The organism is Nocardioides sp. (assembly GCF_051876515.1).
Classification (GTDB): domain Bacteria; phylum Actinomycetota; class Actinomycetes; order Propionibacteriales; family Nocardioidaceae; genus Nocardioides.
Genome location: NZ_JBJEHY010000077.1, coordinates 1 through 22,895, shown reverse-complemented (window position 1 = coordinate 22,895; position 22,895 = coordinate 1). Strand labels below are relative to the sequence as shown.

Below are 22,895 nucleotides of genomic sequence, written 5' to 3'. Positions count from 1 at the left end.
CCCGGGCTGGGCGGCGGGTTCGTGGGCCGAGTGTCATGCGTACGGGGCGTGGGGGCGTCTGCGTCATACGAACGCTGCCGGGCACCCGCTGCGTCAGGCAAACGCCACGCAGCCCACCCTTGCGTCATACGAAGGCGGACCAATACGTGCGGATCCGGATGACGCAGCCCCCCGCCGCAACGGCCAGGGCGCGGGTCGTCCTGCGGGCGGGCTCCCGACCCCTCAGGCGGTCGCGCGGTGCAGGGCGACGATGCCGCCCGTCAGGTTGCGGTACTGCGGCCGGGTCAGCCCGGCCTCCTCCATCATCGCGCCGAAGCCCCGCTGGTCGGGCCATGCGCGGATCGACTCGGCGAGGTAGACGTACGCCTCGGGGTTGGAGGAGACGGCGCGGGCGATCGCCGGCAGCGCCTTCATCAGGTACTCCATGTACGCCACCCGGAACGGGGACCAGGTCGGCGTGCTGAACTCGCAGACCACGACCTTGCCGCCGGGGCGCGTGACGCGACGCATCTCGGCCAGGCCGGCGACCGGGTCGACGAAGTTGCGGATGCCGAAGGAGACCAGCACGGCGTCGAACGTGTCGTCGGCGAAGGGGAGCTTCGTCCCGTCACCGGCCACGAAGGGCAGCTCGGGGCGGGCCTTCTTGCCGGCCTGCAGCATCCCCAGGGAGAAGTCGCAGGGCACGACCTCGGCGCCCGCCTTGGCGAACGCGACGCTCGAGACGCCCGTCCCGGCCGCCAGGTCGAGGATCCGGTCGCCGGGCCGCGGGTCCACCGCGGCCAGCGACTCCCGGCGCCACATCGCGTCGATCCCGCCCGTCAGCACCGAGTTCGTCAGGTCGTAGCGCTTGGCCACGCCGTCGAACATCCGCTGGACGTCGGAGGGCTGCTTGTCGAGTTCTGCGCGGGACACGCCCAAGAGACTAGTGGGAGAGACAACCAACTCCGCCCGCCGGGCGTCCCTAGACTTGTCAGGGTGGTGCCGCTGTCAGGGCACGGGGCCCCGGACGATCCACGGGGTCGACGTTCCCTCAGCACGAGGACGGACGCACGGCCTGCACTTCAGAGCCGTACACACATGGGGGAAGAACGATGAACGAGCCGAACCGGGCGTCCTGGCGCCGACCCAAGAGACTCGCGACGCTGGCGCTCGCGCCGCTGCTCGCCGCACTGCTCGTCGCACCGCTGCCCGCGGGCGCCGACGACGAGCCGTCCGCACCGGACACCTCGACGACCGCGCCGACGGAGTCGACACCGACCACGACCGACGAGCCCACCACCCAGGGCGGGGAGCCGACCGACGAACCGGCCGCCGACCCCGCGCCGGCCTCGACGGACCCGACGCCGACCGACCCGACGCCGACGGAACCGACGCCGACCGAGCCGACCCCGACCGAGGACCCCGGCGTACCGCTCCCGATGAAGCTCGGCGACAAGGGTGAGCACATCCGTGAGCTGCACAGCCGACTGCACCAGCGCGGCCTGCAGTACGAGATCATCTCGCCGCGCTTCACCGAGGAGTCGCGCAAGACGGTGCGCGCCTTCCAGAAGGGCCGCGGCCTGACCGTCACGGGCCGGGTCAACCGCACCACCTGGGACGCGCTGGTCGCGCTCACCCGCGAGCCGACGTACGAGGAGATGCACAACATCTTCACGCCGGGCAAGGCGCTGCTGAAGCGCGGCAGCAAGGGACGCTCGGTCCGCGGCCTGCAGGCCCGTCTCAAGCAGCGCAAGCTGTACAAGGTCGGCGTCGACGGGTCGTACGGAACGAAGACCGTCGCGGCGGTCAAGGCGTTCCAGAAGAACCGGCGGATCCCGGTCACGGGCGAGGTCGACAAGCGCACCCTCGAGCGGCTGCGCATGGTGACCCGCAAGCCGACGACGGCCGAGCTGTTCCCGGTCAAGGGCGCTCCCTTGGACTCGCGCTGCACCTCGGGCCGCGTCCTGTGCATCGACAAGACCTCCCGCACCCTGCGCTGGGTCGTCAACGGCACCGTGAAGCAGACGATGGACGCCCGCTTCGGCGGCTCCTCGACCCCGACCCGTGAGGGCAAGTTCGAGGTGTACTGGAAGTCGCGCGACCACATCTCGAGCCTGTACGGCAGCCCGATGCCGTTCGCGATGTTCTTCTCCGGCGGCCAGGCCGTGCACTACTCCTCCGACTTCGCCGCCGTCGGCTACAACGGCGCCTCCCACGGGTGTGTCAACATCCGCGACTACAACGGGATCAAGGCGCTCTTCGACAAGGTCGCCGTCGGCGACAAGGTGGTCGTCTACTGGTCCTGAGGTGGCGAGCCGGTGGGCGTCTCGGATTCCAGACGCCCACTGGCCGAGACCACTCCCCGGCCGGAGCGGCACCGACGCAGGATGAGCCATGACCACCCGGTTCGACCTCTCCGACCCCGCCTTCGACGTCACCTCGACGAGGGTGCACAGCGCACGTGAGACGCACTGGTGGGTGGAGACAAACTTCGGCCACGCCGTCCTCGACCTCGAGCACGGGGGCGCCCTGCTCAAGGACCGCCGCTTCCAGCAGGGCAACGCCCGGTGGCCCGACCAGAACGGCATCCACTCGGGCCGCTTCCACGGCTGGTGGAAGGAGACCCTGCTGTCGTTGGAGGGCGAGGACCACGCCCGGATCCGGCGCCTGCTCATGCCGGCGTTCCGCAACAAGACGATCGCGGCGATGCGGCCGCAGTTCCAGGCGCTGGCCAACGAGCTCATCGACGGGTTCGCCGGGCGCGGCGAGGTCGAGTTCATCTCCGAGTTCGCCGAGCCGTACGCCGCCCGCATCCTGTGCCAGCTGCTCGGACTCGACGAGGCCGACTGGGAGCAGCTCGCCCACTGGGCCGACGACCTCGGCAAGTCCTTCGGGATCGCGGTGGCCGACGACCTCCCGCGGATCGAGGCGGCGCTGGACCAGCTGTACGTGCACGTCGACGCCGTCGTGGCCGACCGCGTCGCGCACCCCCGCGACGACCTCGTCTCCACCCTCATCGCCGCCTCCAGCGAGGAGGACGGGCGGCTCTCGCGCGAGGAGCTCGACGTCGCCCTGGTCTTCCTCGCCTTCGCGGGCATGGAGACCACGCGCAACCAGCTCGGCCTGGCCCTGCAGACCCTCCTGGCCCACCCCGACCAGTGGCGTCTGCTCGCCGAGCAGCCCGAGCTCGGCACCCAGGCGGTCGAGGAGGTGATGCGGGTCAACCCGACCGTCACCTGGGTGACCCGCGAGGCGATCGACGACGTCGACTTCCACGGGCTCCACGTCCCGGCGGGCGGCATCGTCCAGGTGCTCTCGCACAGCGCCGGCACCGACCCCCGGGCGATGGACGACCCGTCGTTCGACATCACCCAGCTGCGTCCGCCGCACCTGGGGTTCGGCGGGGGTGTCCACCACTGCCTGGGGCACTTCGTGGCCCGTACGGACATGGCGGTCGCCCTGCCCCTGCTCGCCGCCCGGATGCCCGACGCGGTGCCCGACGGCCCAGGGCGGTGGCTGCCGGTGTCGGGCAACACCGGGGCCTTGGAGTTCCCGATCCGGTTCACGCCGGGGCACTGAGCCCCACGGCCCGCCCAACGACCGGCAGAGGCCGGCCGACGCGGACTGCGCGTCCGTAGCTACCCGGGCGTACGCTGACGTGTTGTGACGAGCCCTGCGACGAGCCAGCACGCCCCCTCCCTGGTGGTGCGCACGGTCTCCGCCCCCTCCTCCGTGGCCGACGTCGGCCTGCTTGAGCTCCTCCCCGAGGACTCCCCGGTCTGCTGGGTGCGCAACGGCGAGGGGCTGGTGGGCTGGGGCGTGGCCGCGCTGCTGCGTACCGACGGCGCCACCCGCTTCAGCGACGCCGACAAGTGGTGGAACGAGACCGTCGCGCTGGCGCAGGTCAGCGACGACGTCGCCGAGCCCGGCACCGGGCTGGTCGCGTTCGGGTCGTTCGGGTTCGCCGACTCCCCCGGCGACTCGGTGCTCGTCGTGCCGCAGGTCGTCGTCGGGCGGCGCGGCGGCCGTACGTGGCTCACCACCGTCACCCACGCCGGGCAGGACACCGGGGGCGTCGACCTCGACCTCGCCACCGAGCCGGCCGCGCCGGTCGACCTCGCGTTCGCGGACGGCTCGCGCAGCGGTGACGAGTGGAAGGGCGTCGTCGCCGACGCCGTGGCCCGCATCACCGCCGGCGACCTGGAGAAGGTCGTGCTGGCCCGCGACCTCGTCGCCACCGCAGCCGACGGCATCGACGTGCGCTGGCCGCTGCGACGCCTGGCCGACGAGTACGCGGTCTGCTGGACCTTCCACGTCGACGGCATGTTCGGCGCGACGCCGGAGATGCTGGTGCGCCGCGAGCGCGGCCTGGTCACCTCGCGCGTCCTGGCGGGCACGATCCGCCGCACCGGGGACGACGAGCGCGACCTCGCCCTGGCCGCCACCCTGGCGCGCTCCAGCAAGGACCTAGAGGAGCACGAGTACGCCGTCCGCTCGGTCGCCGAGGCCCTCGAGCCGCACTGCTCGTCGATGAACGTGCCGGAGACGCCGTTCGTGCTGCACCTGCCCAACGTCATGCACCTGGCCACCGACGTGAACGGCGTCGTCCACGACACCGCCTCCTCGCTGCAGCTGGCCGAGGCCCTGCACCCCTCCGCGGCCGTCGGCGGCACCCCGACGCCCGCCGCCACGGCGCTGATCGCCGAGATCGAGGGGATGGACCGCGGCCGCTACGCGGCGCCCGTCGGCTGGATCGGCGCGTCCGGGGACGGCGAGTGGGGCATCGCGCTGCGCTCGGCGATGGTCACCGACGAGGGCGTACGCCTCTTCGCCGGCTGCGGCATCGTGGGCGACTCCGACCCGGACTCCGAGCTGGCCGAGTCGCAGGCCAAGTTCGTGCCGGTCCGCGACTCGCTGGCGGGCTGAGGCAGGTCGCTGGCGGGGTCAGCGGGCGGGGTCAGCCCGCCGCGACCTCGCTGCCCGGGGCGACGCGCGTGTACTGAAGCCCGGCGCCCGGCAGGAAGGTGTTGAGCATCCGGTCCGCCACCGTGAGGCCGGCCTCGGAGTAGATGGCGTCGTGGATGGCGAGGTTGCGGGTCGCCGCGACGTCGCGGGCGAAGTTGACGCACTCGGAGATCTTGAGCCACGGGGCGCTGACCGGGAGCAGCAGCAGGTCGATCGCCTCGCCCGGCCCGGTGAGCGCGTCGCCGGGGTGGAAGACCTTGCTGCCGTCGACGTCGACGAGGTAGCCGGAGTTGTGGAAGCGCTGCATCTCGGGGTGGATCACCGCGTGCAGCTCCCCCACCGTACGGACGGCGAAGCCTGCGTCGAACTCGTCGCCCGGGCGCACCACGGTCACCCGCTCGCTCAGGTCGGGAGCGTCGGCGGCGATCGCGTCGGCGACCTCCTGGATCGTCCAGATCGGGGCGTCGGTGGCGCGCAGGTTCTCCGCCCACAGGTGGTCGGGGTGCGCGTGCGTGATGAGGACGGCGGTGGCGCCGTCCACGGCCTCGCGGTCGGTGAAGTTGCCGGGGTCCAGGACCAGCGCGGTGCTGCGCTGCTCGATGCGGACGCAGGCGTGACCGAACTTCGTGATGCGCATGTCGGCGAGCCTAGGACATCCCCGGCGGGGGCGGCAGGGGCGTACCGGAGCGCGCCCGGAACGGATCTGGCCGTTCGCCAGCGAACTCTCCGACCGGGCCCCTACATTTGGTCGCGCCGTAGACCCCCACGGGCAGCACCACCCGGTTGTGCGTCCCACCCCTCGTACCGAATCGAGAGTCAACCATGCCCGTTCGCCGCACGCTTGCCGTCGGTCTCGCAGCCCTCACGCTCCCGGCGTCGTTCCTCCTCGGGACCGCGCAGAGCCAGGCTGACGAGACCGCCCCCACCTCACTGTCGACGCCGACGCAGGCTCTGGTGAAGAGCAAGGTGTCGCTGGTCGCGCACCCGCAGATGGCCCAGCAGGGCTCCGCGGCGGCGGCGGCCAAGAGCGCCAAGTCCGTCTTCACCGGCGTCGTGACGCCCAAGAAGACCGGCCGCCCCGTGACGCTCCAGCGCAAGGACGGTCGCAAGTGGGTCGCGCTGGCCAAGGGCAAGACCAAGGCCAACGGCTCGTACGAGCTCAACGGGACCGCCAAGAAGGGCGCCTCGTACCGCGTCGTCGCGGCCAAGTACAAGAACGCCAAGCCGGCCACCAGCGGCTCGGTCAAGGTCGACCGTTGGCTCTCGCCGACGTGGAGCGACGAGTTCGGCGGCTCCACCCTGGGCTCCACCTGGAACCACCGCGGCCAGGACTACTACCCGCAGAGCAAGCGCGCCTGCTCCAAGGGCGACCCCCGCGCCACCAAGGTCACCGGCGGCACGCTGCGCCTGTCGGTGATGAAGAACCCCGACGAGGGCACCAAGACCTGCACGGGCATGAAGGACGGCAAGCCGACCGGCCAGTTCGCGTACCGCCTCAACGGTCACGTCGGCACCCAGGGCGCCTTCGGCTTCAAGTACGGCTACGCCGCCGCCCGCATCAAGCTGCAGAAGGACCGCGGCCCGCACAGCGCGTTCTGGCTGCAGCCCGAGACGTACACGGTCGCCGACACCGCCGCCCTGGCCGGCACCGAGATCGACATCATGGAGTACTTCGGCGACGGCGACGGCATGACCTCGTGGGTCTACTCGCACGGCACCGCCGACAAGCTCGGCACCGACAAGGGCAAGGCCGGCGCCAGCGGCACCATCGGCTGGATCCCCAAGCACAACCGCTTCCTGGCCAACAAGAAGGACAGCTGGTCGAAGAACTACCACGTGTTCTCCGTGCAGTGGACGCCCAAGGAGTACGTCTTCCGCATCGACGGTCGCGAGACCTGGCGGACCTCCAAGTTCGTCTCCGGCGTGCGCCAGTTCCCGATCCTGAGCCTGCTCAGCTCGGACTACGGCCTGCACCTGTCGGGTGACGCGAAGCTGCCCCAGCACAACTACGTCGACTGGATCCGGGTCTGGGAGACGCCGCAGGGCTGAGTCTCCTGAGGCTGGTGTTGTTGGCGAAGTCCCCGCCTTGGCGGGGACTTCGTCATGTTGTGGGGGTTGCAACACCCACAACGTGTCGGTTTCCCCGCCAAGGCGGGGACTTCGTCGTGTTGTGGGGAACTCCGACCAAAGGTGGGCGAGTCCGACCAGACGTGACGAACTCCGACGCGCGTACGCCTCAGCCGAGGTCGGAGGCCAGGGCGCGCAGGCGCGCGTCGAGGTCGCGGCGGTTGTCGCGGCGTACGACCACCTCGACGACCTCGAGGCCGCCGTTGGGGCTGGCCAGGGCCTGCTCCAGCTCGGGGAGGCTGTGCACCCGCAGGTGCGGGATCCGTACGGCTGCGCAGGCGCTCGCCAGGTCGACGCCGTGCGGCGTGCCGAAGAGCCGGTCGTAACGGTCGGCGTACTGCGGGGCCCCCTGCTCGAGGGTGGTGAAGATGGAGCCGCCGTCGTCGTTGACGACGACCACGGTGAGGTCGGGGCGTTCCTGGTCGGTGCCGGTGACCAGGCCGGTGAGGTCGTGCACGAACGTGACGTCCCCGACCAGGGCGTACGCCTGCGGCCCGGGCCGCCCGAGCGCGGCGCCCACGGCGGAGGAGAGGGTGCCGTCGATGCCGGCGAGACCCCGGTTGGCGACGACCTTGCGGCGCGCACCGACCGAGGTGGGCGCCATCATCAGGTCGAGGTCGCGGATGGGGTTGGAGGCGCCGACCCACAGCAGCCCGCCCTCGGGCACGGCGGCGCCGACCGTCCGCGCGACCTCGTGCGGGGTCAGGTCGGGCTCGCTGGCGAGCAGCCGGTCGATCTGGCGGCCGAGCGTACGGTCCGCGGAGCGCCAGACGGCGAGCCACTCCTCGTCGGCAGCGCTCGGTCCGTCCGCCGGCGCGGCCAGGGCCGCCTCCTCGCGGGCGACCGGGAACGGGCGGGTGGGCCAGCAGCCGCGCGGGGGCACGGAGACGACCTCGACGTCGGCGCGCTCGAGCAGGGCGCTCACCGGGCGCGACAGGGTGGGGTGGCCGGCGAGCACCACCCGCTCGACGGCGGCGCCGAGCTCCGTCTCCAGCAGCAGCCGGTACGTCCGGACCGCGTGGTCCCCGCGACGGGCCGCCGACGTGGGCTCGGCGAGCAGCGGCCACCCGGCGCGCTCGGCCAGCACCCGTGACCAGGAGCCGGCGTCGTCGCCGGCGACCACGACGGTCCGCGGCCCGGACGGGAGCTCGTACGGCGTCGGTGCGGGCGGCGGTTCGACAGCCACGACGGGCACCGGCGCGGGCTGCCAGCGGTCCTCGGGGACCAGGAGTCCGGAGAACTGGACGTTGAGGTGGACCGGCCGCAGCTGCACCGCGCCCGCCACCACGGCCGCCCCGGCTGCACTGACGTCGCCGGGCTCGCCGACGTCGTGGAACTGGACGAGCTCGCCGAACACCCCGGTCTGGTCGGTGGTCTGCGACGCCCCCGTGCCGCGCAACGAGGCGGGGCGGTCGGCGGTCAGGAAGACGGTGGGCACGCCGCTGTGCGCGCTCTCCAGGGCCGCCGGGTGCAGGTTGGCCACGGCGGTGCCCGAGGTGCACACGACCGCGGCCCGGCGCCCGACCTTGGTCAGTCCCAGCGCGAGGAAACCGGCGGTGCGTTCGTCGATCCGGGTGTGCAGGCGCAGCAGACCCGCGTCGGCGGCGTCGGCCAGCGCGAAGGCGAGCGGCGCGTTGCGCGACCCGGGCGCGAGGACGTACTCGCGCACCCCGCCAGCGAGCAGCCGGGTGAGCAGGGCGCGGGCCAGCTCGGTGGCGCTCATCCGAGCACCTCGCGGACCTCGGCCAGACGACGCTCCCAGTGGGCGACCCGGTCGGCGGGCGCCGCCAGCCGGGCGAGGGCGTCCGCGTCGACCCTCGGGGCCACCACGGGCAGCTCGCCGTCGACGGGCAGCAGCGGTGCGCCCACCACGTCGTCGGTGAGCAGCTGGACGGTGGCCAGGCCGCACGCGTGCGGCAGCTCGGGCAGGGCGGCGGCCAGGGCGACCCCGGCGGCGATGCCGACGCTGGTCTCCAGCGCGCTGGAGACGACGACGGGCAGGCCGATCTCCTCGGCGATCCGCAGGCAGGCGCGGACGCCGCCCAGCGGCTGCACCTTGAGGACGGCGATGTCGGCGGCCTCCAGGTCACGCACCCGGTACGGGTCCTCGGCGCGCCGGATCGACTCGTCGGCCGCGATCGGGACGTCGACGCGGCGGCGTACGGCGGCCAGCTCCTCGACCGTCGCGGTCGGCTGCTCGACGTACTCCAGGCCGCCGGCGGCGACGTCGAGGGTGCGGATCGAGGTGACGGCGGTGTCGACGTCCCAGCCACCGTTGACGTCGACGCGGATGATCCCGTCGGCGCCCATCGCGTCGCGGACGGCCTCCACGCGGGCCACGTCGTCGGCGAGGCTCTGCCCCGGCTCGGCGACCTTGATCTTCGCCGTACGGCACCCGCCGGCCCGCACGATCGCGTGGGCGCGCTCGGGGTCGGTGGCGGGCACGGTCACGTTGACCGGGACGGTGTCGCGCACCGGGGCCGGCCAGTCGCCGGCGGCGGCCTCCTCGGCGCAGCGCAGCCAGGGTGCGCTGACGCGGGCGTCGTACTCGAGGAAGGGGCTCCACTCCCCCCAGCCGGACGGGGTCTCGAACAGGACCCCCTCGCGGACGGTGATCCCGCGGAACCGGGTCCTCAGCGGGACGGAGTAGACGTGCACGGGGTCATCCTCCCGTACTCACGGTGCGAGCAGGGCACGCAGGGCGACCCGGTCGACCTTGCCGTTGCCCAGCAGCGGCATCTCGGCCAGCTCGACCACCTGTCGCGGCGCCCACGAGCGGGGGAGCACCGCCCCCACCCAGTCGCGGGCGGCGTCCAGGTCGAGGTGGCCGGTGACGTACGCGACGACGCGCTGCCCCCACTCCTCGTCGTCGACGCCGAGCACCTCGACCCAGTCCACGCCGGGGTGCTCGCGCAGGCGGGCGGCGACGGCGGGCAGGGGCACGTTCACTCCCCCGCTGACCACGACGTCGTCGAGGCGCCCAAGAACCGCGAGACGGCCGTCCTCGTCGAGGCGGCCGGCGTCGGCGGTGAGGTACCAGCCGTCGACGAGGGTCTGCGCGGTCAGGTCGGGGTCGCCGTCGTACCCGTCGAAGAGGGTGGGGCCGCCGATCCGGATCCGTCCGGTGGCGTCGAGGGCGAGCGCGACCCCGTCGAGGGGGACGCCGTCGTAGACACAGCCGCCGGCGGTCTCCGACGCGCCGTACGTGGCCACGACGTGGACGCCGGCCTCCTCGCCGCGGCGGCGCAGCGCCGGGTCGATCGGGCCGCCACCGAGGAGCACCGTGTGCAGGCTGGCCAGGGCGGCGGTCTCGGCGGGGTCGTCGAGGAGGCGGTGCAGCTGGGTCGGGACCAGCGAGGTGAACAGGTGCACGTCCGGGTCGCCGGTCGTACGCGCCCGGCCCACGGCGTCGGCGAACCCGTCGGTGACGTGGACGGGGTCGTGCCCGGCGTCCAGCGAGCGGACGACGACCTGCACCCCGGCGACGTACGCGGCGGGCAGCGCGAGCAACCACCGGCCGCTGGCGCCCAGCCGGGCCGCCGAGGCACGGACGGAGGCAAGCACGGCCGTACGGGAGAGCACCACCCGCTTGGGCTGGCCGCTCGAGCCGGAGGTCTCGATGAGCAGCGGCCGCGGGTCGTCGGCGTCCAGCCACGCCCGGAGGTCGCCCACGGCGACGGCCGGGTCCGCGGCGGGGACGAGGAAGCTCACCCCTGCACGCTAGCGGTGTCCCCCGTCGCTGCGGCGCACACCCCGGCCGCACGCAAGATCCGTTCTCCGGCCATCGATCCGGAGAAATGATTTGCGCCGACCTCTCCCCCTGCTGAAAAGTTGGTGGGCGATGTTGAAAACCGCGGCCCGCAAGGCCAAGCCCCCGTCCCAGCTCGCCGGCCGCCTCTCGCTGCAGTCGCTGCTCTTCGCCACCGGCGAGGGCACCTTCATGACCGGTTCGGCGGTCTTCTTCACGCAGATCGTGGGGCTGCGCGCCGCCGAGGTCGGACTCGGTCTCACCATCGCCGGCATCGCGGCGTTCATCGCCGCCGTCCCGATGGGCAAGCTGGTCGACCGGTTCGGACCCAAGCGGATGTGGGCGGCCAGCGCCCTGTGCCAGGCCAGCCTGTTCTCGCTGTGGCCGTTCATCGACAACTTCACCGGGTACGTCGCGATGGCCGTGGCCATGGAGGTCGCCGGCGCGCTCGGCGGGGCGGCGCACGGGGCGTACACGATCGACGTGCTGCCGCTGGACGAGCGCGTGAAGTCGCGGGCGTACATGTACTCCGCCCTCAACGTCGGCTTCACCCTCGGGTCGCTGCTGGGCGCGGTGGCGCTGGCCTTCGACTCCAACGACGTGCTGCGGATGGTGCCGTGGTTCACCGCGGCCGTCTTCGTGGTCAACGCGCTGTCGATCGTGCGGCTGCCCGACGCCAGCCACGACGTGAAGCGCACCAAGGAGGAGCGGGCGGTCAAGATCCAGCCGACCCCGCTGCGCAACCCCGGCTGGATGCTGTCGACGTTCTTCGTGGGCGTGCTGTGGACCAACCAGGTCGTCCTCAACGTCGTGATCCCGCTGTGGCTGGTGGAGGCCACCGACGCGCCGCGGACGATCCTGGCGCTGCTGTTCGGCACCAACACGGTGATGTGCATCTTCCTGCCGATGGCCGCCGCGCGCGGGGTGAAGGACCTGACCACGGCGCTGCGGGCACTGCGGATCTCCGCCACCTTCTTCGTCGCCTCCTGCGTCATCACGATGCTCACCCACGAGACGATCGGCTGGGTGACGGTGGCGGTCATGCTGCTCGCGCACGTCGTGCTGACCGGCGCCGAGCTGTTCCTGTCGGCGGCGAGCTGGTCGATCGAGGCCGAGCTGATGGACCCGCGCCAGCGCGGGTCGTACCAGGGTGCGGCCGAGCTCGGCGGCACGCTGGGACGCGTCTGGGCGCCGGCGCTGTACACGTTCCTGGCGCTGAGCTGGGGCTCGCAGGGCTGGCTGGTGATCGCGCTGATCGTGGTGGTCGCGACCGTCGGCCTGCACCGCACGACCCGGATGGGCGCCCGCTTCCTCGAGCGGCACGGGCTCGACCCGCACACCTGAGGCGCCGCGCGCCCCATCCCGCTCTCCTCGGCTCCCCTCTCCTACTGCCTGCCCCGCCCGTTGTCCTCGGCCCCGCCCTCCTCCTGCCAGCCCCGCCCGTTGTCCTCGGCTCCGCTCTCTCCTGCCAGCCCCGCCCGTTGTAACGCGCAGTTATCCGTACGAGGTGCATCCAATGGGCTGTCTGTCGTACGGATAACTGCGCGTTACTAGGAGAAGGGCGCGGAGGTCAGTGGCGGGGTAGGGAGCGGCCGCTGGGGCGGGCAGGGCCGTGGTCGGCGGGGCGAGCGCCGGGGAGGCGGACCACGGCTGGCAGAATCGGCCGGTGACCTCTGCTGCTGACTGGATCGCCGGTTCCCGCCCCCGTACGCTGCCCGCCGCGGTGGCGCCGGTCCTGGTGGGTACGGCCGTCGCGTCCTGGGTCGACGACGACTGGACGTGGGGCGGCATGTGGTGGCGGGCGCTGCTGGCGCTCGTGGTCAGCCTGGCCCTGCAGGTCGGCGTCAACTACGCCAACGACTACTCCGACGGCATCCGCGGCACCGACGAGGACCGGGTCGGCCCGATGCGCCTGGTCGGGTCGGGGGCCGCGTCGCCCGGGGCGGTCAAGGCTGCGGCGTTCGCGGCGTTCGGCGTCGCCGGTGTCGCCGGACTCGTCCTGGCCGCGGCGACCGCGTGGTGGCTCGTCCTCGTCGGACTCGTGTGCGTGGTCGCGGCGTGGAAGTACACCGGCGGCAAGAACCCGTACGGCTACCTCGGCCTCGGCGAGGTCATGGTCTTCGTCTTCTTCGGGCTCGTCGCGGTGATGGGCACGACGTTCGTCCAGACCCGCACCCTCGAGCTGCCCGCGCTCTACGCCGCCGTCGGCATCGGCGCCCTCGCGTGCGCGATCCTCGTGGCCAACAACCTGCGCGACATCCCGACCGACACCGTGGCCGGCAAGAACACCCTGGCCGTACGCCTGGGTGACTCGCGCACGCGTGCCCTGTACGCCCTGCTGGTGGGCGCTGCCGCGGCCGCCGTCGTCGCCGTCGCGGCGGCCACCACCTGGTGGGCGCTGCTCGGGCTGGGCTTCCTGGCCGTCGCCGGTCCGCTCGTGCGGCTCGTCGCCACCGGGGCCAGCGGCGCGGGACTCATCCCCGTGCTGGCCCGGACCGGGATGTCCGAGGTCGCGTGGTCGGTCCTCGTCTCGGTGCCGCTGTTCGTGGTCGCCGCGCTCTGAGGGGCCGCTCGCGTCATACGGAGCGCTGCGCGCGCCCGCGTGCGTCATCCGAATGGGTGCGAGGCCGGCGCGCGTCATCCCAAAGGAGCGCGAGGCCTGCCTGCGTCATCCGAACTGGCACCTATACGTGCGGGTCCGCATGACGCAGGGCACCCCCAGCGCGCGTACGCATGACGCCCGCACCCACCGCGGATGCGGGCCGGTCAGGCCTTCTGGTCGCCCTCGGGAGCCGTACCGTCCGCGCCCTCGGCTGCGGCGGCCTCGGCGTCCTCGCGGGCCTTGTGCTCCTCGAAGGCCGAGCTGACGCGCTCGGCGCGCTCCTCGACGCGGGTCGCGAAGGCGGACCGCTGACGGTTCAGCATGAAGAACGACGCGATGCCCGAGATCAGCAGGGCGATGATCAGCGCCAGGAAGACGTTGATCTCGTCGGCGACCAGCATCCACACCCCGGCCACGAGACCGAACGTGGCGAGGAAGAGGATCAGGCGCAGGGCGGTGTAGACAGCGAACTCCTTCACGCCTCCAGCCTAGGCGGCGCCGTCTACATTGGAAGAATGCTGAAGGTTCTCCTGGTGATCGTCGTGGTCACCGTCACGGTCTACCTGCTCCTGCGTCTGCTGGAGCGTGGCGGCGTGAGCCGGGCGACCAAGCAGAACCCGCGCACCATCGCCCCCGACGACGACGTCGACTTCCTGCGCGACATCGACCGCAAGCGGCCGCACCCCCACGACGACAGCGAGGGCTGACCCGACCGGGTCAACCCTCGCTGCAGGAGCCTGTCTCGCGGGTGGCCCGGTCAGCTCGGTGAGCCACCGGCCACCGCGGCGGTGCCCGGGACGAGCTCGCCGACGACGACCTCGGCCCCGCCTGCGTACGAGTGCTGGCTGGAGGTGGAGAAGAAGTTGATCCCGATGAAGTTGAACCACAGGGTCAGCAGGCCGACGATCGCCAGGTACGCCGCGTGGCGCCCCTTCCAGCCGGCGGTCGCACGGGCGTGCAGGTACGCGGCGTAGACGACCCAGGTGATGAACGCCCACACCTCCTTGGGGTCCCAGCTCCAGTACGACGACCACGCCTGGTGCGCCCAGATCGGGCCCGTGATGAGCACCGCGAACGTCCACACCGGGAACGCGAAGGCGTGCATCCGGTACGAGATGCGGTCGAGGCCGACCAGCGACGGGATCCGCGCCAGGTAGCCGGTCTCCTTGGTCGAGCGCTCCTTGAACAGGTACAGGATCGAGGCGATGCCGCCGAGGGTGAAGGCGGCGGTCGCGATGATCGCCGACACCACGTGGATCACCAGCCACGGCGACTGCAGGGCCTCGCCGAGCGGCACGACCTCCTCGTACAACCAGACCACGTCGGCGGTCAGCGCCGAGAGCGCGAACCCGACCACCCAGGGGCCCATCCAGTACAGCTTGAGCTTGACCACGCTGAGCACGTACAGCAGGACGACCATGAAGGTGCCCGTGAGCGTGAACTCGTACATGTTGCTCCACGGCACCCGGTTGGGGTCGGCGGCCATGCCGCGCCCCACCACCGACAGCCCGTGGATCAGCACACCCACCACGGTCAGCAGGATCGCCAGCCGCCCGGCGAACTCCGCCTTGGTCGACTCCTCCGGCTCAGCGACCGCGACCGCCGCCCCGGCGTCGCCACCCGCGCCGCCGGTGGCCACCGTGGCGCCCACCTTGGCCTCGGTGGTCTCCCGCTTGCGCAGGAACGCCCACTCGAACAGGTACGTCAGCAGGGCCAGCCCGTAGACGACCCCCGCAGCGGCCAGTGCCTGGTCGCTCAGGTTGCTCCACGCTGTGTCGGTCACGACGACTCCTCCTCGGCCGCAGCCGAATCAGTTCCGGCGGCCGGGCCGCCGAGTGCTTCCACGATGCTCGCCAACTCGGCGGCACCGCGTTCGGGGTCTCCCCCGCTGGATCGGTCGAGGGAACCCACCTCGACCACGGTCATGCCGTCCTTGCTCCGGGCCCGGACCCAGGTGCGGCGCGGCCGGATGAACAGCGAACCGCACAGGCCGATGAGGGCCAGCACGACGCCGGTCAGCGCGATGAACTTGCCGGGCGTACGGCTGATCTGCAGCTTGTTCCAGCGCTGCAACGACTTGAACTCGACCGTGCCGAGCCCGTCGGGCAGCTCCGCCTTCTCGCCGGGGCGCAGGTCGACGCGGAACTGCTGCGAGCCGTCCTCGCTCTCCACCGGCGTCGCCGACTCCGTGTCGAGCGTGTACACCGACTGCGGGGACCCGTCGTCGAGCCCCAGGTCACCGGTGTAGACGACCATCGAGATCAGCGGGTCGCCCGGGGCACCGAACTCCGAGGTGGGACCGGCGTCGGTCATGCGGAACGTCGGGTACAGCTCGCCGCTCAGACCGATCTGCTTCGGCTTGGCGTCGGCCGCCTTGACCACGCCGAACGAGCGGAACGTGCCGTCGGTCGGCAGGAACGGCGTCGGGCCCGTGTACGCGATGTCGCCGTTGCCGTCGCGGATCTCGATCACCGGCGCGTACCCGTGGCCGATCAGGAAGACGTCGGTGCCGCCGATGGAGAGCGGGTGGTTGACCTTGAGGTCGTACTTCTTCTCCTCGCCGCCCGGCTCGGTCGTGTACGTCAGCGACGACACGAACTTCTGCGCCATGCCCGAACGCGGGCCGCCGAGCAGCCACTTCACGTCGAAGTCGTCGATCGTGAACGAGAACGGCTCCATGACGGCCGGGTCGAACAGCGAGCCCGGCTTGAACTCGTCGTAGGAGCGGACGTCGTTGGCGAAGCCGCCGCCGTTCTCCTGGTCGACGACGATGATCGCGCCGCCCTTGTAGCCGTACAGGGAGCCGATGGCGAAGCCGACCAGGACGATCAGCAGCGACAGGTGGAAGAGCAGGTTGCCGGCCTCGCGCAGGTAGCCGCGCTCACCCGAGACGGACTCGTCGTCGGTCTCGACGCGGAAACGGCGCTTGCGCAGGACCTTGCGTGCGTTCGCCACGACCTCCTCGACGGAGGCGTCGGTGGTGAACGAGGAGGACTCGGGCAGCCGCGAGAGGTTGCGCGGCGCCTTCGGCGGACGGGCCCTCAGCGCGCGCCAGTAGACAGCCAGGCGCGGCAGGATGCAGCCGACCAGCGAGACCATCAGGAGCAGGTAGATCGCGGAGAACCACGGGGAGTCGTACACGGAGAAGAGGTGCAGCTTCTCCCACACCGGGGTCAGCTTGGGGTGCTCGTCCTTCCACTGCGAGACCGCGACCGAGTCGATGTTGTCCTGCGGCACGATCGAGCCGGGGATCGCGCCCAGGGCGAGCAGCAGCAGGAGCAGCAGGGCCGTGCGCATCGAGGTGAGCTGTCGCCAGCACCAGCGCAGGAACTCGCGGGCCGTCAGCTCGCCGGGAAGCGGCGTCGCCTGGCGGTCGCTCATCAGATCATCACCTCGAAATCAGTCTGCAGCTCGTACTGGATCCACTGGACCATGTGGTCCCACCAGCCGGAGACCAGCAGCACGCCGACCACCACCAGCATCGCCCCGCCCAGACGCATCACCCACTGCTGGTGACGCCGGACGAAGGCGAACATCCCGAGCGCCTTCTTGTACGCCAGCCCCGCCACGATGAACGGGAGCCCCAGCCCGAGCGCGTACACGCCGGACAGCACCGCACCGCGGCCGACGGTGCCCTCGTTGAGCGCCAGCGCGCTGATCGCGGCCAGCGTCGGGCCCACGCAGGGGGCCCAACCGAGGCCGAACAGCACGCCCAGCAGAGGCGCGGCGGCCAGCCCGACGGCGGGCACCTTGTGGATGCGCCAGTCGCGCTGGAGCCCCGGCACCAGCCCCATGAACGCCAGTCCCATGACGATGGTCAGGGCGCCGAGGACGACCGTGATGGTCCGCTGGTGCTCGAAGAGGACGTACCCGATGGAGCCGAAGAGGGCGCCCATCGAGATGAACACGACCGAGAAGCCGAGCACGAACAGGACGGAGCCGAGCAGCATCCGGCCCCGGCGGGCGTCCTCGAGGTCCGCGCCCGACAGGCCGGTGGCGTACGAGAGGTAGCCGGGCAGCAGCGGGATCACGCAGGGGCTGAAGAAGGAGACCAGGCCCGCCAGCAGCGCCACCGGTACGGCCAGCAGCATCGTGCCCGAGCTGGCCTGCTCGACGAACCAGTCACCCACGGGTCGACTTCGTCCCGTCGCGGCCGGTCGCGGCGGCACCCTTGGCGCCGTCCTTCTGGCCGTCCTTGGCACCGTCCTTGCCGGTCTCGTCCGCGACGTCCTTGATCAGCTCGGTCAGCGTCAGCACCGACGGCACCGATCCCATGATCGTGGCGGCCACGCGCCCCTCGCCGTCCAGGATCACCGTCGAGGGGATGCTGTACGGCGTGAGCGTGCCGGAGAAGGCCAGCAGCGCCTTGGAGTCCGGGGAGTAGATCGAGGGGTACGGGACCTCGTAGTTGCGCACGAACGCCCGCGAGTTCTCCACGGCCAGGTCACGGATGTTGACGCCCACGAACTGGGCGGTGCCCTCGGTCTCGACGGCGGCCTCGACCAGCTCGTCCTGCTCCGCACGGCACGGCGGGCACCAGGCGCCCCACACGTTGACCACGACCACCTGGCCGCGCCAGTCGGCGACGTCGATCGCCTCGCCGTCCAGCCCGTCGCCGGTGAGCTCGATGGCGTCCGTACGGTCGGCCTCGTCGACGGACGTGACCGTGCCCTCGCCGGAGATGTAGTTCTGCGACCCGGTGTCGCCGACGCCGCCGCACGCCGACAGCGTCAGTGCGGCCAGGAGCGTCCCGACCAGCAGCCCTCGCCTCACCGGCCGGCCTCCGGGGCGGGGCCGTCGGCGGGGTCGCTGCCACCGGACGAGAAGGCAGCCTTGCGGTCGGCCACCGGGATCAGGTCGCCGGCCGGCTCGGAGTAGCGCACCTGGGTCAGCCGGTCGCCCTCGAAGACGAGCGAGGTCAGCGAGCACAGGGTGCACTGGCGGCTCTTGGGGTGGTGCAGGAAGGAGCGCTTCTCCGCGGCCAGCCGGGTCGACCAGATCGGCAGCTGGTGGGAGACCACCACGGCCTCGTGGCCGCGGGCGGCGTCACGGGCGTCGTGGACGGCGGCCATCATGCGGGCCACGACCTCGGTGTACGGCTCGCCCCAGGACGGCTTGAGCGGGTTGTACATGTGGCGCCACAGGGCGGGGCGCTTGACGATCGCCATCGCACCCTCCTTGAAGGAGACGCCCTCGAACTTGTTGGTGGACTCGATGACGCGCGGGTCGAGCACCGGCTCCAGACCGAGCACGGCGGCAAGCGGCGCAGCGGTCTCCTGGGCGCGCTCGAGCGGCGAGGTGCGCATGTGGACGATGTCGCGGTCGCCGATGGTGTCGGCGACGCGCTGCGCCATCGTCCGCCCCAGGGTGGAGAGGTGGTAGCCGTCGCGGCGGCCGTACAGCACGCCGTCGGGGTTGTGGACCTCGCCGTGGCGCAGCAGGTGGACGATCGTCTGGTCGCTCATGAGGTCTCCTCAGCGGTGGCCGCCGCGGCGGCGCGGGCCGCGGCGGGTAGGGCGTCGAGGACCGTCTGCACGGCCCGGTCGTCGTGGGCCGCGGAGACGAACCACACCTCGTACGCCGACGGCGGGAGGTAGACCCCGGCGTCGAGCATGGAGTGGAAGAACGCGGCGTACGCAGCGGTGTCCTGCTGGTCGGCCTCGGCGAAGTTGTTGACGACGCCCTCGCGGAAGAAGACCGAGAACATGGTGCCGGCGCGCTGGACGGCGTGCGGGACGCCCGCGTCGGACAGGGCGGCGGTGGCGGCGTCGGCGATCGTGGTCGCGGTGGCGTCGAGGTGGGCGTACACCTCGTCGGTGGCGCGGCGCAGGGTGGCGAGGCCGGCGGTGGTGGCGACCGGGTTCCCCGACAGGGTGCCGGCCTGGTAGACCGGGCCCTCGGGGGCGAGGCGGCCCATGACGTCGGCGCGACCGCCGAACGCGGCCGCCGGGAACCCGCCGCCCATGACCTTGCCGAACGTCATCAGGTCGGGCGTCCACCCCTCGGTGGCGCCGTCGAGGCCGTACCCGCCCTGCTTCGTGGCGCGGAACCCGGTCATCACCTCGTCGGAGATGAACAGGGCGCCGTGCTTGCGGCAGGTCTCGGACAGGAAGGCGTTGAAGCCGGGCTGCGGCGGGACGACGCCCATGTTGCCGGGCGTGGCCTCGGTGATCAGGCAGGCGATCCGGTCGCCGTGCTTCTCGAAGGCGGCGGTGACGGCGGCGCGGTCGTTGTACGGCAGCACGATCGTCTCGGCCGCCGCGGAGGCGGGGACGCCGGGCGTGCCGGGCACGGAGAGCGTGGCCAGACCGGAGCCGGCGGAGGCGAGCAGCGCGTCGACGTGACCGTGGTAGCAGCCGGCGAACTTCACCACGACGTCGCGGCCGGTGAAGCCGCGCGCCAGACGGATCGCGGACATCGTGGCCTCGGTGCCCGAGGAGACGAAGCGGACCTTCTCGGCGGGCGTGCGCGCGACGATCTCCTCGGCGAGCAGCACCTCCGGCTCGGTCGGGGTGCCGTACGACGTGCCGCGCGCGACGGCCGCGGAGACCTCCGCGAGCACCTCGGGGTGCGCGTGGCCGAGCAGCATCGGGCCCCACGAGCAGATCAGGTCGACGTACTCGTTGCCGTCCACGTCGGTGAGCCAGGCGCCCTGCGCGGAACGGATGAACCGGGGCGTCCCTCCCACCGCGTTGAACGCTCGCACCGGGGAGTTCACTCCACCGGGGGTCACTGCCTGAGCACGCTCGAAGAGCGTGGCGCTGCCGGGGTGAGGACGTGACGTCACCCGGCCATTGTGGCCCAGCGGCCAAACGGGTGCCTCATCGCGGCTTTCGGGCCCCGGGACAGGGTGCCGTGGGCCACAGGGCACTGGCCCTGCCCCCAGCCCCGGCCTCCTCCAGCAACGCGCAGTTATCCGTACTGAGGACCGTCAACTGAGCACGTTCGGTACCCATAACTGCGCGTTACTGGGGATCGGCGCGGCAGCGGGGCCGGGTACGCCGAGGGCCGGCCGTCCAGCGGACGACCGGCCCTCGGGGACGCGGTGGAGCAGGTGGAGCAGGCGTACGACTCAGACGTCGGTGACGCGGACCCCGGCGTGCGCCTTGTACCGGCGGTTGACGGAGATCAGGTTGGCGGTGAGCGCCTCCACCTGGTGGGCGTTGCGGCGACGGCCGCCGTACACGCCGCGCATGCCGGGGACGACGGAGGCGAGCTCCTGGACCAGGTCGGTCGCCTCGCGCTCGTCGCCGAGGACGAAGACGTCGGTGTCGATGCTGGCGACCTCGGGGTCCTCCAGCAGGACTGCGGAGACGTTGTGGAAGGCGCCGACCACGGTCGACCCGGTGAGCACGGCGGCCGCCTGCTGGGTGGCCGAGCCCTCCTCGACGTCGAGCGCGTACGCACCCTGCTTGTCGAAGCCGAGCGGGTTGACGCAGTCGACGACGATCTTGCCGGCCAGCGCGTCCTTCAGCTCGACCAGCAGCTCCTTGTGGCCGTCCCACGGGACGACCACGAGGACGATGTCACCGGCCGCGGCTGCCTCGGCGTTGGAGCCACCCGTGACGGCACCGCCGCCGAGGGACTCGACCAGCCCAGCGGCCGCCTCGGCGCCGCGCTCGGAGGTACGGCTGCCGATGACCACGGTGAGGCCGGCGGCGGCGAAGCGACGGGCCAGCCCGCGGCCCTGCGGGCCGGTTCCGCCCAGGACGGAGATGGTCAGGGCCTTCAGGTCGCGCTTCGCGTCGTCACTCATGTCCGCAGGCTACCCACGCCCGCCGGGACACCCAGGGAGGCGGTCACTCAGCGGACAATGATCATCGATTGACGAGCCAGCGGCCCAGCAGCGTGCCGTCCTGCTCGAGCAGGAGGGTCAGGTCGAGGGTGGCGTCCACGTCCGGTCCGTCGGTGATCCGCTTGCGCTCGCCGGCGACCACCCGCGGCACCAGCGACAGGCACAGCTCGTCGACCACACCGGCCGCCAGCGCGTCGGCGAACAGCGACGGGCCGCCCTCGCAGAGGAGCTCCCCGAAGCCCCGGTCCGCCAGCTGTGCGACCAGGTCGCCCAGGTCGACGCGCTCCACGCCGCAGACGAGCACGTTGCCCTCGCCGAGCTCGTCGAGCGCGGACGCCAGCCCCGGCGAGGTGGCCACCGTCGCCAGCAGCACCCTCCCCGCGGGAGCCCCGAGCAGCTTGGTGGGGACCACTCCGGAGCGGGTGACGACCACGATCGGCACGTCGGGGACTCCGTACTCCTCGGCTCGCGCCGTGCCGGCCCCGACCACGACGACGTCGGCGCGGGAGCGCAGCGCGTCGTACGCACGCTTGTCGGCCTCGTTGTTGATCCCGCCGCTGAGGCCGTCGCTGCCCTGCGCGGCCCCGTCGACGGTGCTGACGAAGTTCATCCGGAACCACGGGAGCCGCGGCGGCGCGTACGCCTCCACGAGGTCGGCGTCCGACAGGTCACTCAGGTGGCGGAACTCCATCCGCCCATCCTGCCCCCTCAGGCCAGTCGACCGGTGAAGGCCGGCTTCTCCTTGCCCAGGAACGCACGCACGCCCTCGGCGAAGTCAGCCCCGCCGTACACCTCGTGCAGCATCTCCTCGTCGCCCTCGGGCGCCGCCTCCAGGGCCCGCGCCCGCAGGCCGAGCTGGCGCTTCGTGGCGGCCTGGGTGGTCGCGGACAGCGGCAGCAGTCCGGCGACGAGCTCCTCCACCGCCGCGTCGAGGTCCTCGACGACGTCGAGCAGTGCCCCCACCGCGTACGCCCGGTCGGCGCCGACCAGGCGGGCGGTGAGCAGCATCTGCCGGGTCACCGACTCCCCGAACGCCGCGGCGCAGCGGTACACGATGGGCGCCGACAGCGCGTTGCCGAGCGTCTTGGCGATCGGGTACCCGAAGCGCGAGTGCGGGGTCGCGATCCGCAGGTCGCAGTGGGTGGCCACGGCCAGGCCGCCGCCGACGCAGACCCCGTCGACGGCCGCGACCGTCACCTGCGGGAGGTCCAGCAGCATGTCGAGCAGCTCGCGGATCCAGTCCTCGTACGACACGGCGTCGGCCTCGAGGAAGTCGCTGATCTCGTTGCCCGCCGCGAACGCCTTGCCACCCGCGCCCCGCAGCACCAGCACCCGGACGTCCGGTCGGGTGCGCAGCTCCTGGCACAGCTCGCGCATCCGCGTGTACATCGCGGTGGTGAAGGCGTTGTGGCGGTGCGGTCGGTTGAAGACGACGGTCACGACGCCGGGCGTCTCGGTGACGAGGAGCTCGTCGTCTGGCGTGGGGGTGGGAACGTCGGGCTGGCTCACCGGGTCAGCCTAGGCCGACGGGTACGGCCCCTCGCCGGGGTGTCCGCCGCCCTGCTGCCCGTACGGCCCGGCGGGCGGGGCACCCGGGGCGCGTACGGCCGCACCGGAGGTGGCGTCGGGCAGCAGACCGGCCTCACGCAATGCCATCCGGGTGCCCACACCGGCGCCGC

22 protein-coding genes are annotated in these 22,895 nt (G+C 72.2%); 7 read left to right on the top strand and 15 right to left on the bottom strand.

Annotation, left to right across the window (positions count from 1 at the left end; translation table 11 throughout):
- Positions 1-222: 222 nt before the first annotated feature.
- Entirely contained in the window at positions 223-912 is a 690-nt protein-coding gene (locus ACI379_RS05210) for a demethylmenaquinone methyltransferase (protein ID WP_439791010.1), read from the bottom strand.
- Between the two features lie 179 nt (positions 913-1,091).
- Here ACI379_RS05210 and ACI379_RS05205 point away from each other — a divergent pair, with 179 nt between their 5' ends.
- From ACI379_RS05205 to ACI379_RS05195, 3 genes are all read left to right on the top strand, one after another.
- Positions 1,092-2,285, top strand: coding sequence for a L,D-transpeptidase family protein (locus ACI379_RS05205; protein WP_439791009.1), 1,194 nt, complete (start codon positions 1,092-1,094; stop codon positions 2,283-2,285).
- A gap of 88 nt (positions 2,286-2,373) precedes the next feature.
- The gene (locus ACI379_RS05200) at positions 2,374-3,558 is read left to right on the top strand and encodes a cytochrome P450 (protein ID WP_439791008.1); all 1,185 of its coding nucleotides are present in this window, start codon (positions 2,374-2,376) and stop codon (positions 3,556-3,558) included.
- Positions 3,559-3,642: 84 nt separating this feature from the next.
- Positions 3,643-4,905, top strand: a complete 1,263-nt coding sequence (locus ACI379_RS05195) for an isochorismate synthase (protein WP_439791007.1) — start codon at positions 3,643-3,645, stop codon at positions 4,903-4,905.
- A gap of 31 nt (positions 4,906-4,936) precedes the next feature.
- Here ACI379_RS05195 and ACI379_RS05190 read toward each other — a convergent pair whose 3' ends face one another.
- Positions 4,937-5,581 (bottom strand): MBL fold metallo-hydrolase, encoded by a 645-nt coding sequence (locus tag ACI379_RS05190; RefSeq protein ID WP_439791006.1) that lies wholly within the window; start codon positions 5,579-5,581, stop codon positions 4,937-4,939.
- A 185-nt stretch (positions 5,582-5,766) separates the two neighbouring features.
- Between ACI379_RS05190 and ACI379_RS05185 the strand changes: the two genes are divergently transcribed.
- Positions 5,767-6,993: a glycoside hydrolase family 16 protein gene (locus tag ACI379_RS05185; protein ID WP_439791005.1), complete on the top strand. Its 1,227-nt coding sequence runs from the start codon at positions 5,767-5,769 to the stop codon at positions 6,991-6,993.
- Between the two features lie 187 nt (positions 6,994-7,180).
- Here the strand turns inward: ACI379_RS05185 and menD are convergent, their stop codons facing one another.
- From menD to ACI379_RS05170, 3 genes are read right to left on the bottom strand one after another with little or no spacing between them, the layout of a single operon-like run.
- Positions 7,181-8,794, bottom strand: a complete 1,614-nt coding sequence (gene menD, locus ACI379_RS05180; RefSeq protein WP_439791004.1) for a 2-succinyl-5-enolpyruvyl-6-hydroxy-3-cyclohexene-1-carboxylic-acid synthase — start codon at positions 8,792-8,794, stop codon at positions 7,181-7,183.
- Positions 8,791-9,729, bottom strand: coding sequence for an o-succinylbenzoate synthase (locus ACI379_RS05175; protein ID WP_439791003.1), 939 nt, complete (start codon positions 9,727-9,729; stop codon positions 8,791-8,793). The genes menD and ACI379_RS05175 overlap by 4 nt, the downstream gene beginning before the upstream one ends.
- 18 nt (positions 9,730-9,747) lie before the next feature.
- Positions 9,748-10,782, bottom strand: a complete 1,035-nt coding sequence (locus ACI379_RS05170) for an AMP-binding protein (RefSeq protein WP_439791002.1) — start codon at positions 10,780-10,782, stop codon at positions 9,748-9,750.
- Positions 10,783-10,912: 130 nt separating this feature from the next.
- Between ACI379_RS05170 and ACI379_RS05165 the strand changes: the two genes are divergently transcribed.
- Both ACI379_RS05165 and ACI379_RS05160 read left to right on the top strand, forming a co-directional pair.
- Positions 10,913-12,163, top strand: coding sequence for an MFS transporter (locus tag ACI379_RS05165; RefSeq protein WP_439791001.1), 1,251 nt, complete (start codon positions 10,913-10,915; stop codon positions 12,161-12,163).
- 322 nt (positions 12,164-12,485) lie between these two features.
- Positions 12,486-13,382 (top strand): 1,4-dihydroxy-2-naphthoate polyprenyltransferase, encoded by an 897-nt coding sequence (locus ACI379_RS05160; protein ID WP_439791000.1) that lies wholly within the window; start codon positions 12,486-12,488, stop codon positions 13,380-13,382.
- A 203-nt stretch (positions 13,383-13,585) separates the two neighbouring features.
- Here the strand turns inward: ACI379_RS05160 and ACI379_RS05155 are convergent, their stop codons facing one another.
- Positions 13,586-13,900, bottom strand: coding sequence for a DUF4229 domain-containing protein (locus ACI379_RS05155; protein ID WP_439790999.1), 315 nt, complete (start codon positions 13,898-13,900; stop codon positions 13,586-13,588).
- Positions 13,901-13,936: 36 nt separating this feature from the next.
- Between ACI379_RS05155 and ACI379_RS05150 the strand changes: the two genes are divergently transcribed.
- A complete protein-coding gene (locus ACI379_RS05150) occupies positions 13,937-14,128 on the top strand; it encodes a hypothetical protein (RefSeq protein WP_439790998.1) in 192 nt (63 codons plus the stop codon).
- Positions 14,129-14,178: 50 nt separating this feature from the next.
- Here the strand turns inward: ACI379_RS05150 and ccsB are convergent, their stop codons facing one another.
- The 9 genes from ccsB to ACI379_RS05105 all read right to left on the bottom strand — a co-directional run bounded on the left by ccsB (position 14,179) and on the right by ACI379_RS05105 (position 22,725).
- Complete coding sequence (gene ccsB, locus ACI379_RS05145; protein WP_439790997.1) at positions 14,179-15,204, bottom strand: c-type cytochrome biogenesis protein CcsB; 1,026 nt, start codon at positions 15,202-15,204, stop codon at positions 14,179-14,181.
- Positions 15,201-16,802, bottom strand: a complete 1,602-nt coding sequence (resB, locus tag ACI379_RS05140; RefSeq protein ID WP_439790996.1) for a cytochrome c biogenesis protein ResB — start codon at positions 16,800-16,802, stop codon at positions 15,201-15,203. Before resB ends, ccsB begins: the two co-directional genes overlap by 4 nt.
- The gene (locus ACI379_RS05135) at positions 16,802-17,551 is read right to left on the bottom strand and encodes a cytochrome c biogenesis CcdA family protein (RefSeq protein WP_439790995.1); all 750 of its coding nucleotides are present in this window, start codon (positions 17,549-17,551) and stop codon (positions 16,802-16,804) included. The genes resB and ACI379_RS05135 overlap by 1 nt, the downstream gene beginning before the upstream one ends.
- The gene (locus ACI379_RS05130) at positions 17,544-18,194 is read right to left on the bottom strand and encodes a TlpA family protein disulfide reductase (RefSeq protein ID WP_439790994.1); all 651 of its coding nucleotides are present in this window, start codon (positions 18,192-18,194) and stop codon (positions 17,544-17,546) included. Before ACI379_RS05130 ends, ACI379_RS05135 begins: the two co-directional genes overlap by 8 nt.
- Positions 18,191-18,886 (bottom strand): histidine phosphatase family protein, encoded by a 696-nt coding sequence (locus ACI379_RS05125; protein ID WP_439790993.1) that lies wholly within the window; start codon positions 18,884-18,886, stop codon positions 18,191-18,193. Before ACI379_RS05125 ends, ACI379_RS05130 begins: the two co-directional genes overlap by 4 nt.
- Entirely contained in the window at positions 18,883-20,208 is a 1,326-nt protein-coding gene (gene hemL, locus ACI379_RS05120) for a glutamate-1-semialdehyde 2,1-aminomutase (RefSeq protein ID WP_439790992.1), read from the bottom strand. Before hemL ends, ACI379_RS05125 begins: the two co-directional genes overlap by 4 nt.
- A gap of 285 nt (positions 20,209-20,493) precedes the next feature.
- Positions 20,494-21,177, bottom strand: coding sequence for an NADPH-dependent F420 reductase (gene npdG, locus ACI379_RS05115; protein ID WP_439790991.1), 684 nt, complete (start codon positions 21,175-21,177; stop codon positions 20,494-20,496).
- A 61-nt stretch (positions 21,178-21,238) separates the two neighbouring features.
- Entirely contained in the window at positions 21,239-21,907 is a 669-nt protein-coding gene (locus ACI379_RS05110) for a dihydrofolate reductase family protein (protein WP_439790990.1), read from the bottom strand.
- A 17-nt stretch (positions 21,908-21,924) separates the two neighbouring features.
- Positions 21,925-22,725 (bottom strand): enoyl-CoA hydratase-related protein, encoded by an 801-nt coding sequence (locus tag ACI379_RS05105; RefSeq protein ID WP_439790989.1) that lies wholly within the window; start codon positions 22,723-22,725, stop codon positions 21,925-21,927.
- Positions 22,726-22,895: the final 170 nt, after the last annotated feature.

What these genes read in the sequence shown, in the direction of transcription:
- ACI379_RS05205 (WP_439791009.1), top strand. Translation starts at nt 1,092, where the DNA reads ATGAACGAGCCGAACCGGGCGTCCTGGCGCCGACCCAAGAGACTCGCG.
- ACI379_RS05200 (WP_439791008.1), top strand. Translation starts at nt 2,374, where the DNA reads ATGACCACCCGGTTCGACCTCTCCGACCCCGCCTTCGACGTCACCTCG.
- ACI379_RS05190 (WP_439791006.1), bottom strand. Translation starts at nt 5,581, where the DNA reads ATGCGCATCACGAAGTTCGGTCACGCCTGCGTCCGCATCGAGCAGCGC.
- ACI379_RS05185 (WP_439791005.1), top strand. Translation starts at nt 5,767, where the DNA reads ATGCCCGTTCGCCGCACGCTTGCCGTCGGTCTCGCAGCCCTCACGCTC.
- menD (WP_439791004.1), bottom strand. Translation starts at nt 8,794, where the DNA reads ATGAGCGCCACCGAGCTGGCCCGCGCCCTGCTCACCCGGCTGCTCGCT.
- ACI379_RS05165 (WP_439791001.1), top strand. Translation starts at nt 10,913, where the DNA reads ATGTTGAAAACCGCGGCCCGCAAGGCCAAGCCCCCGTCCCAGCTCGCC.
- ACI379_RS05150 (WP_439790998.1), top strand. Translation starts at nt 13,937, where the DNA reads ATGCTGAAGGTTCTCCTGGTGATCGTCGTGGTCACCGTCACGGTCTAC.
- resB (WP_439790996.1), bottom strand. Translation starts at nt 16,802, where the DNA reads ATGAGCGACCGCCAGGCGACGCCGCTTCCCGGCGAGCTGACGGCCCGC.
- ACI379_RS05125 (WP_439790993.1), bottom strand. Translation starts at nt 18,886, where the DNA reads ATGAGCGACCAGACGATCGTCCACCTGCTGCGCCACGGCGAGGTCCAC.
- npdG (WP_439790991.1), bottom strand. Translation starts at nt 21,177, where the DNA reads ATGAGTGACGACGCGAAGCGCGACCTGAAGGCCCTGACCATCTCCGTC.
- ACI379_RS05110 (WP_439790990.1), bottom strand. Translation starts at nt 21,907, where the DNA reads ATGGAGTTCCGCCACCTGAGTGACCTGTCGGACGCCGACCTCGTGGAG.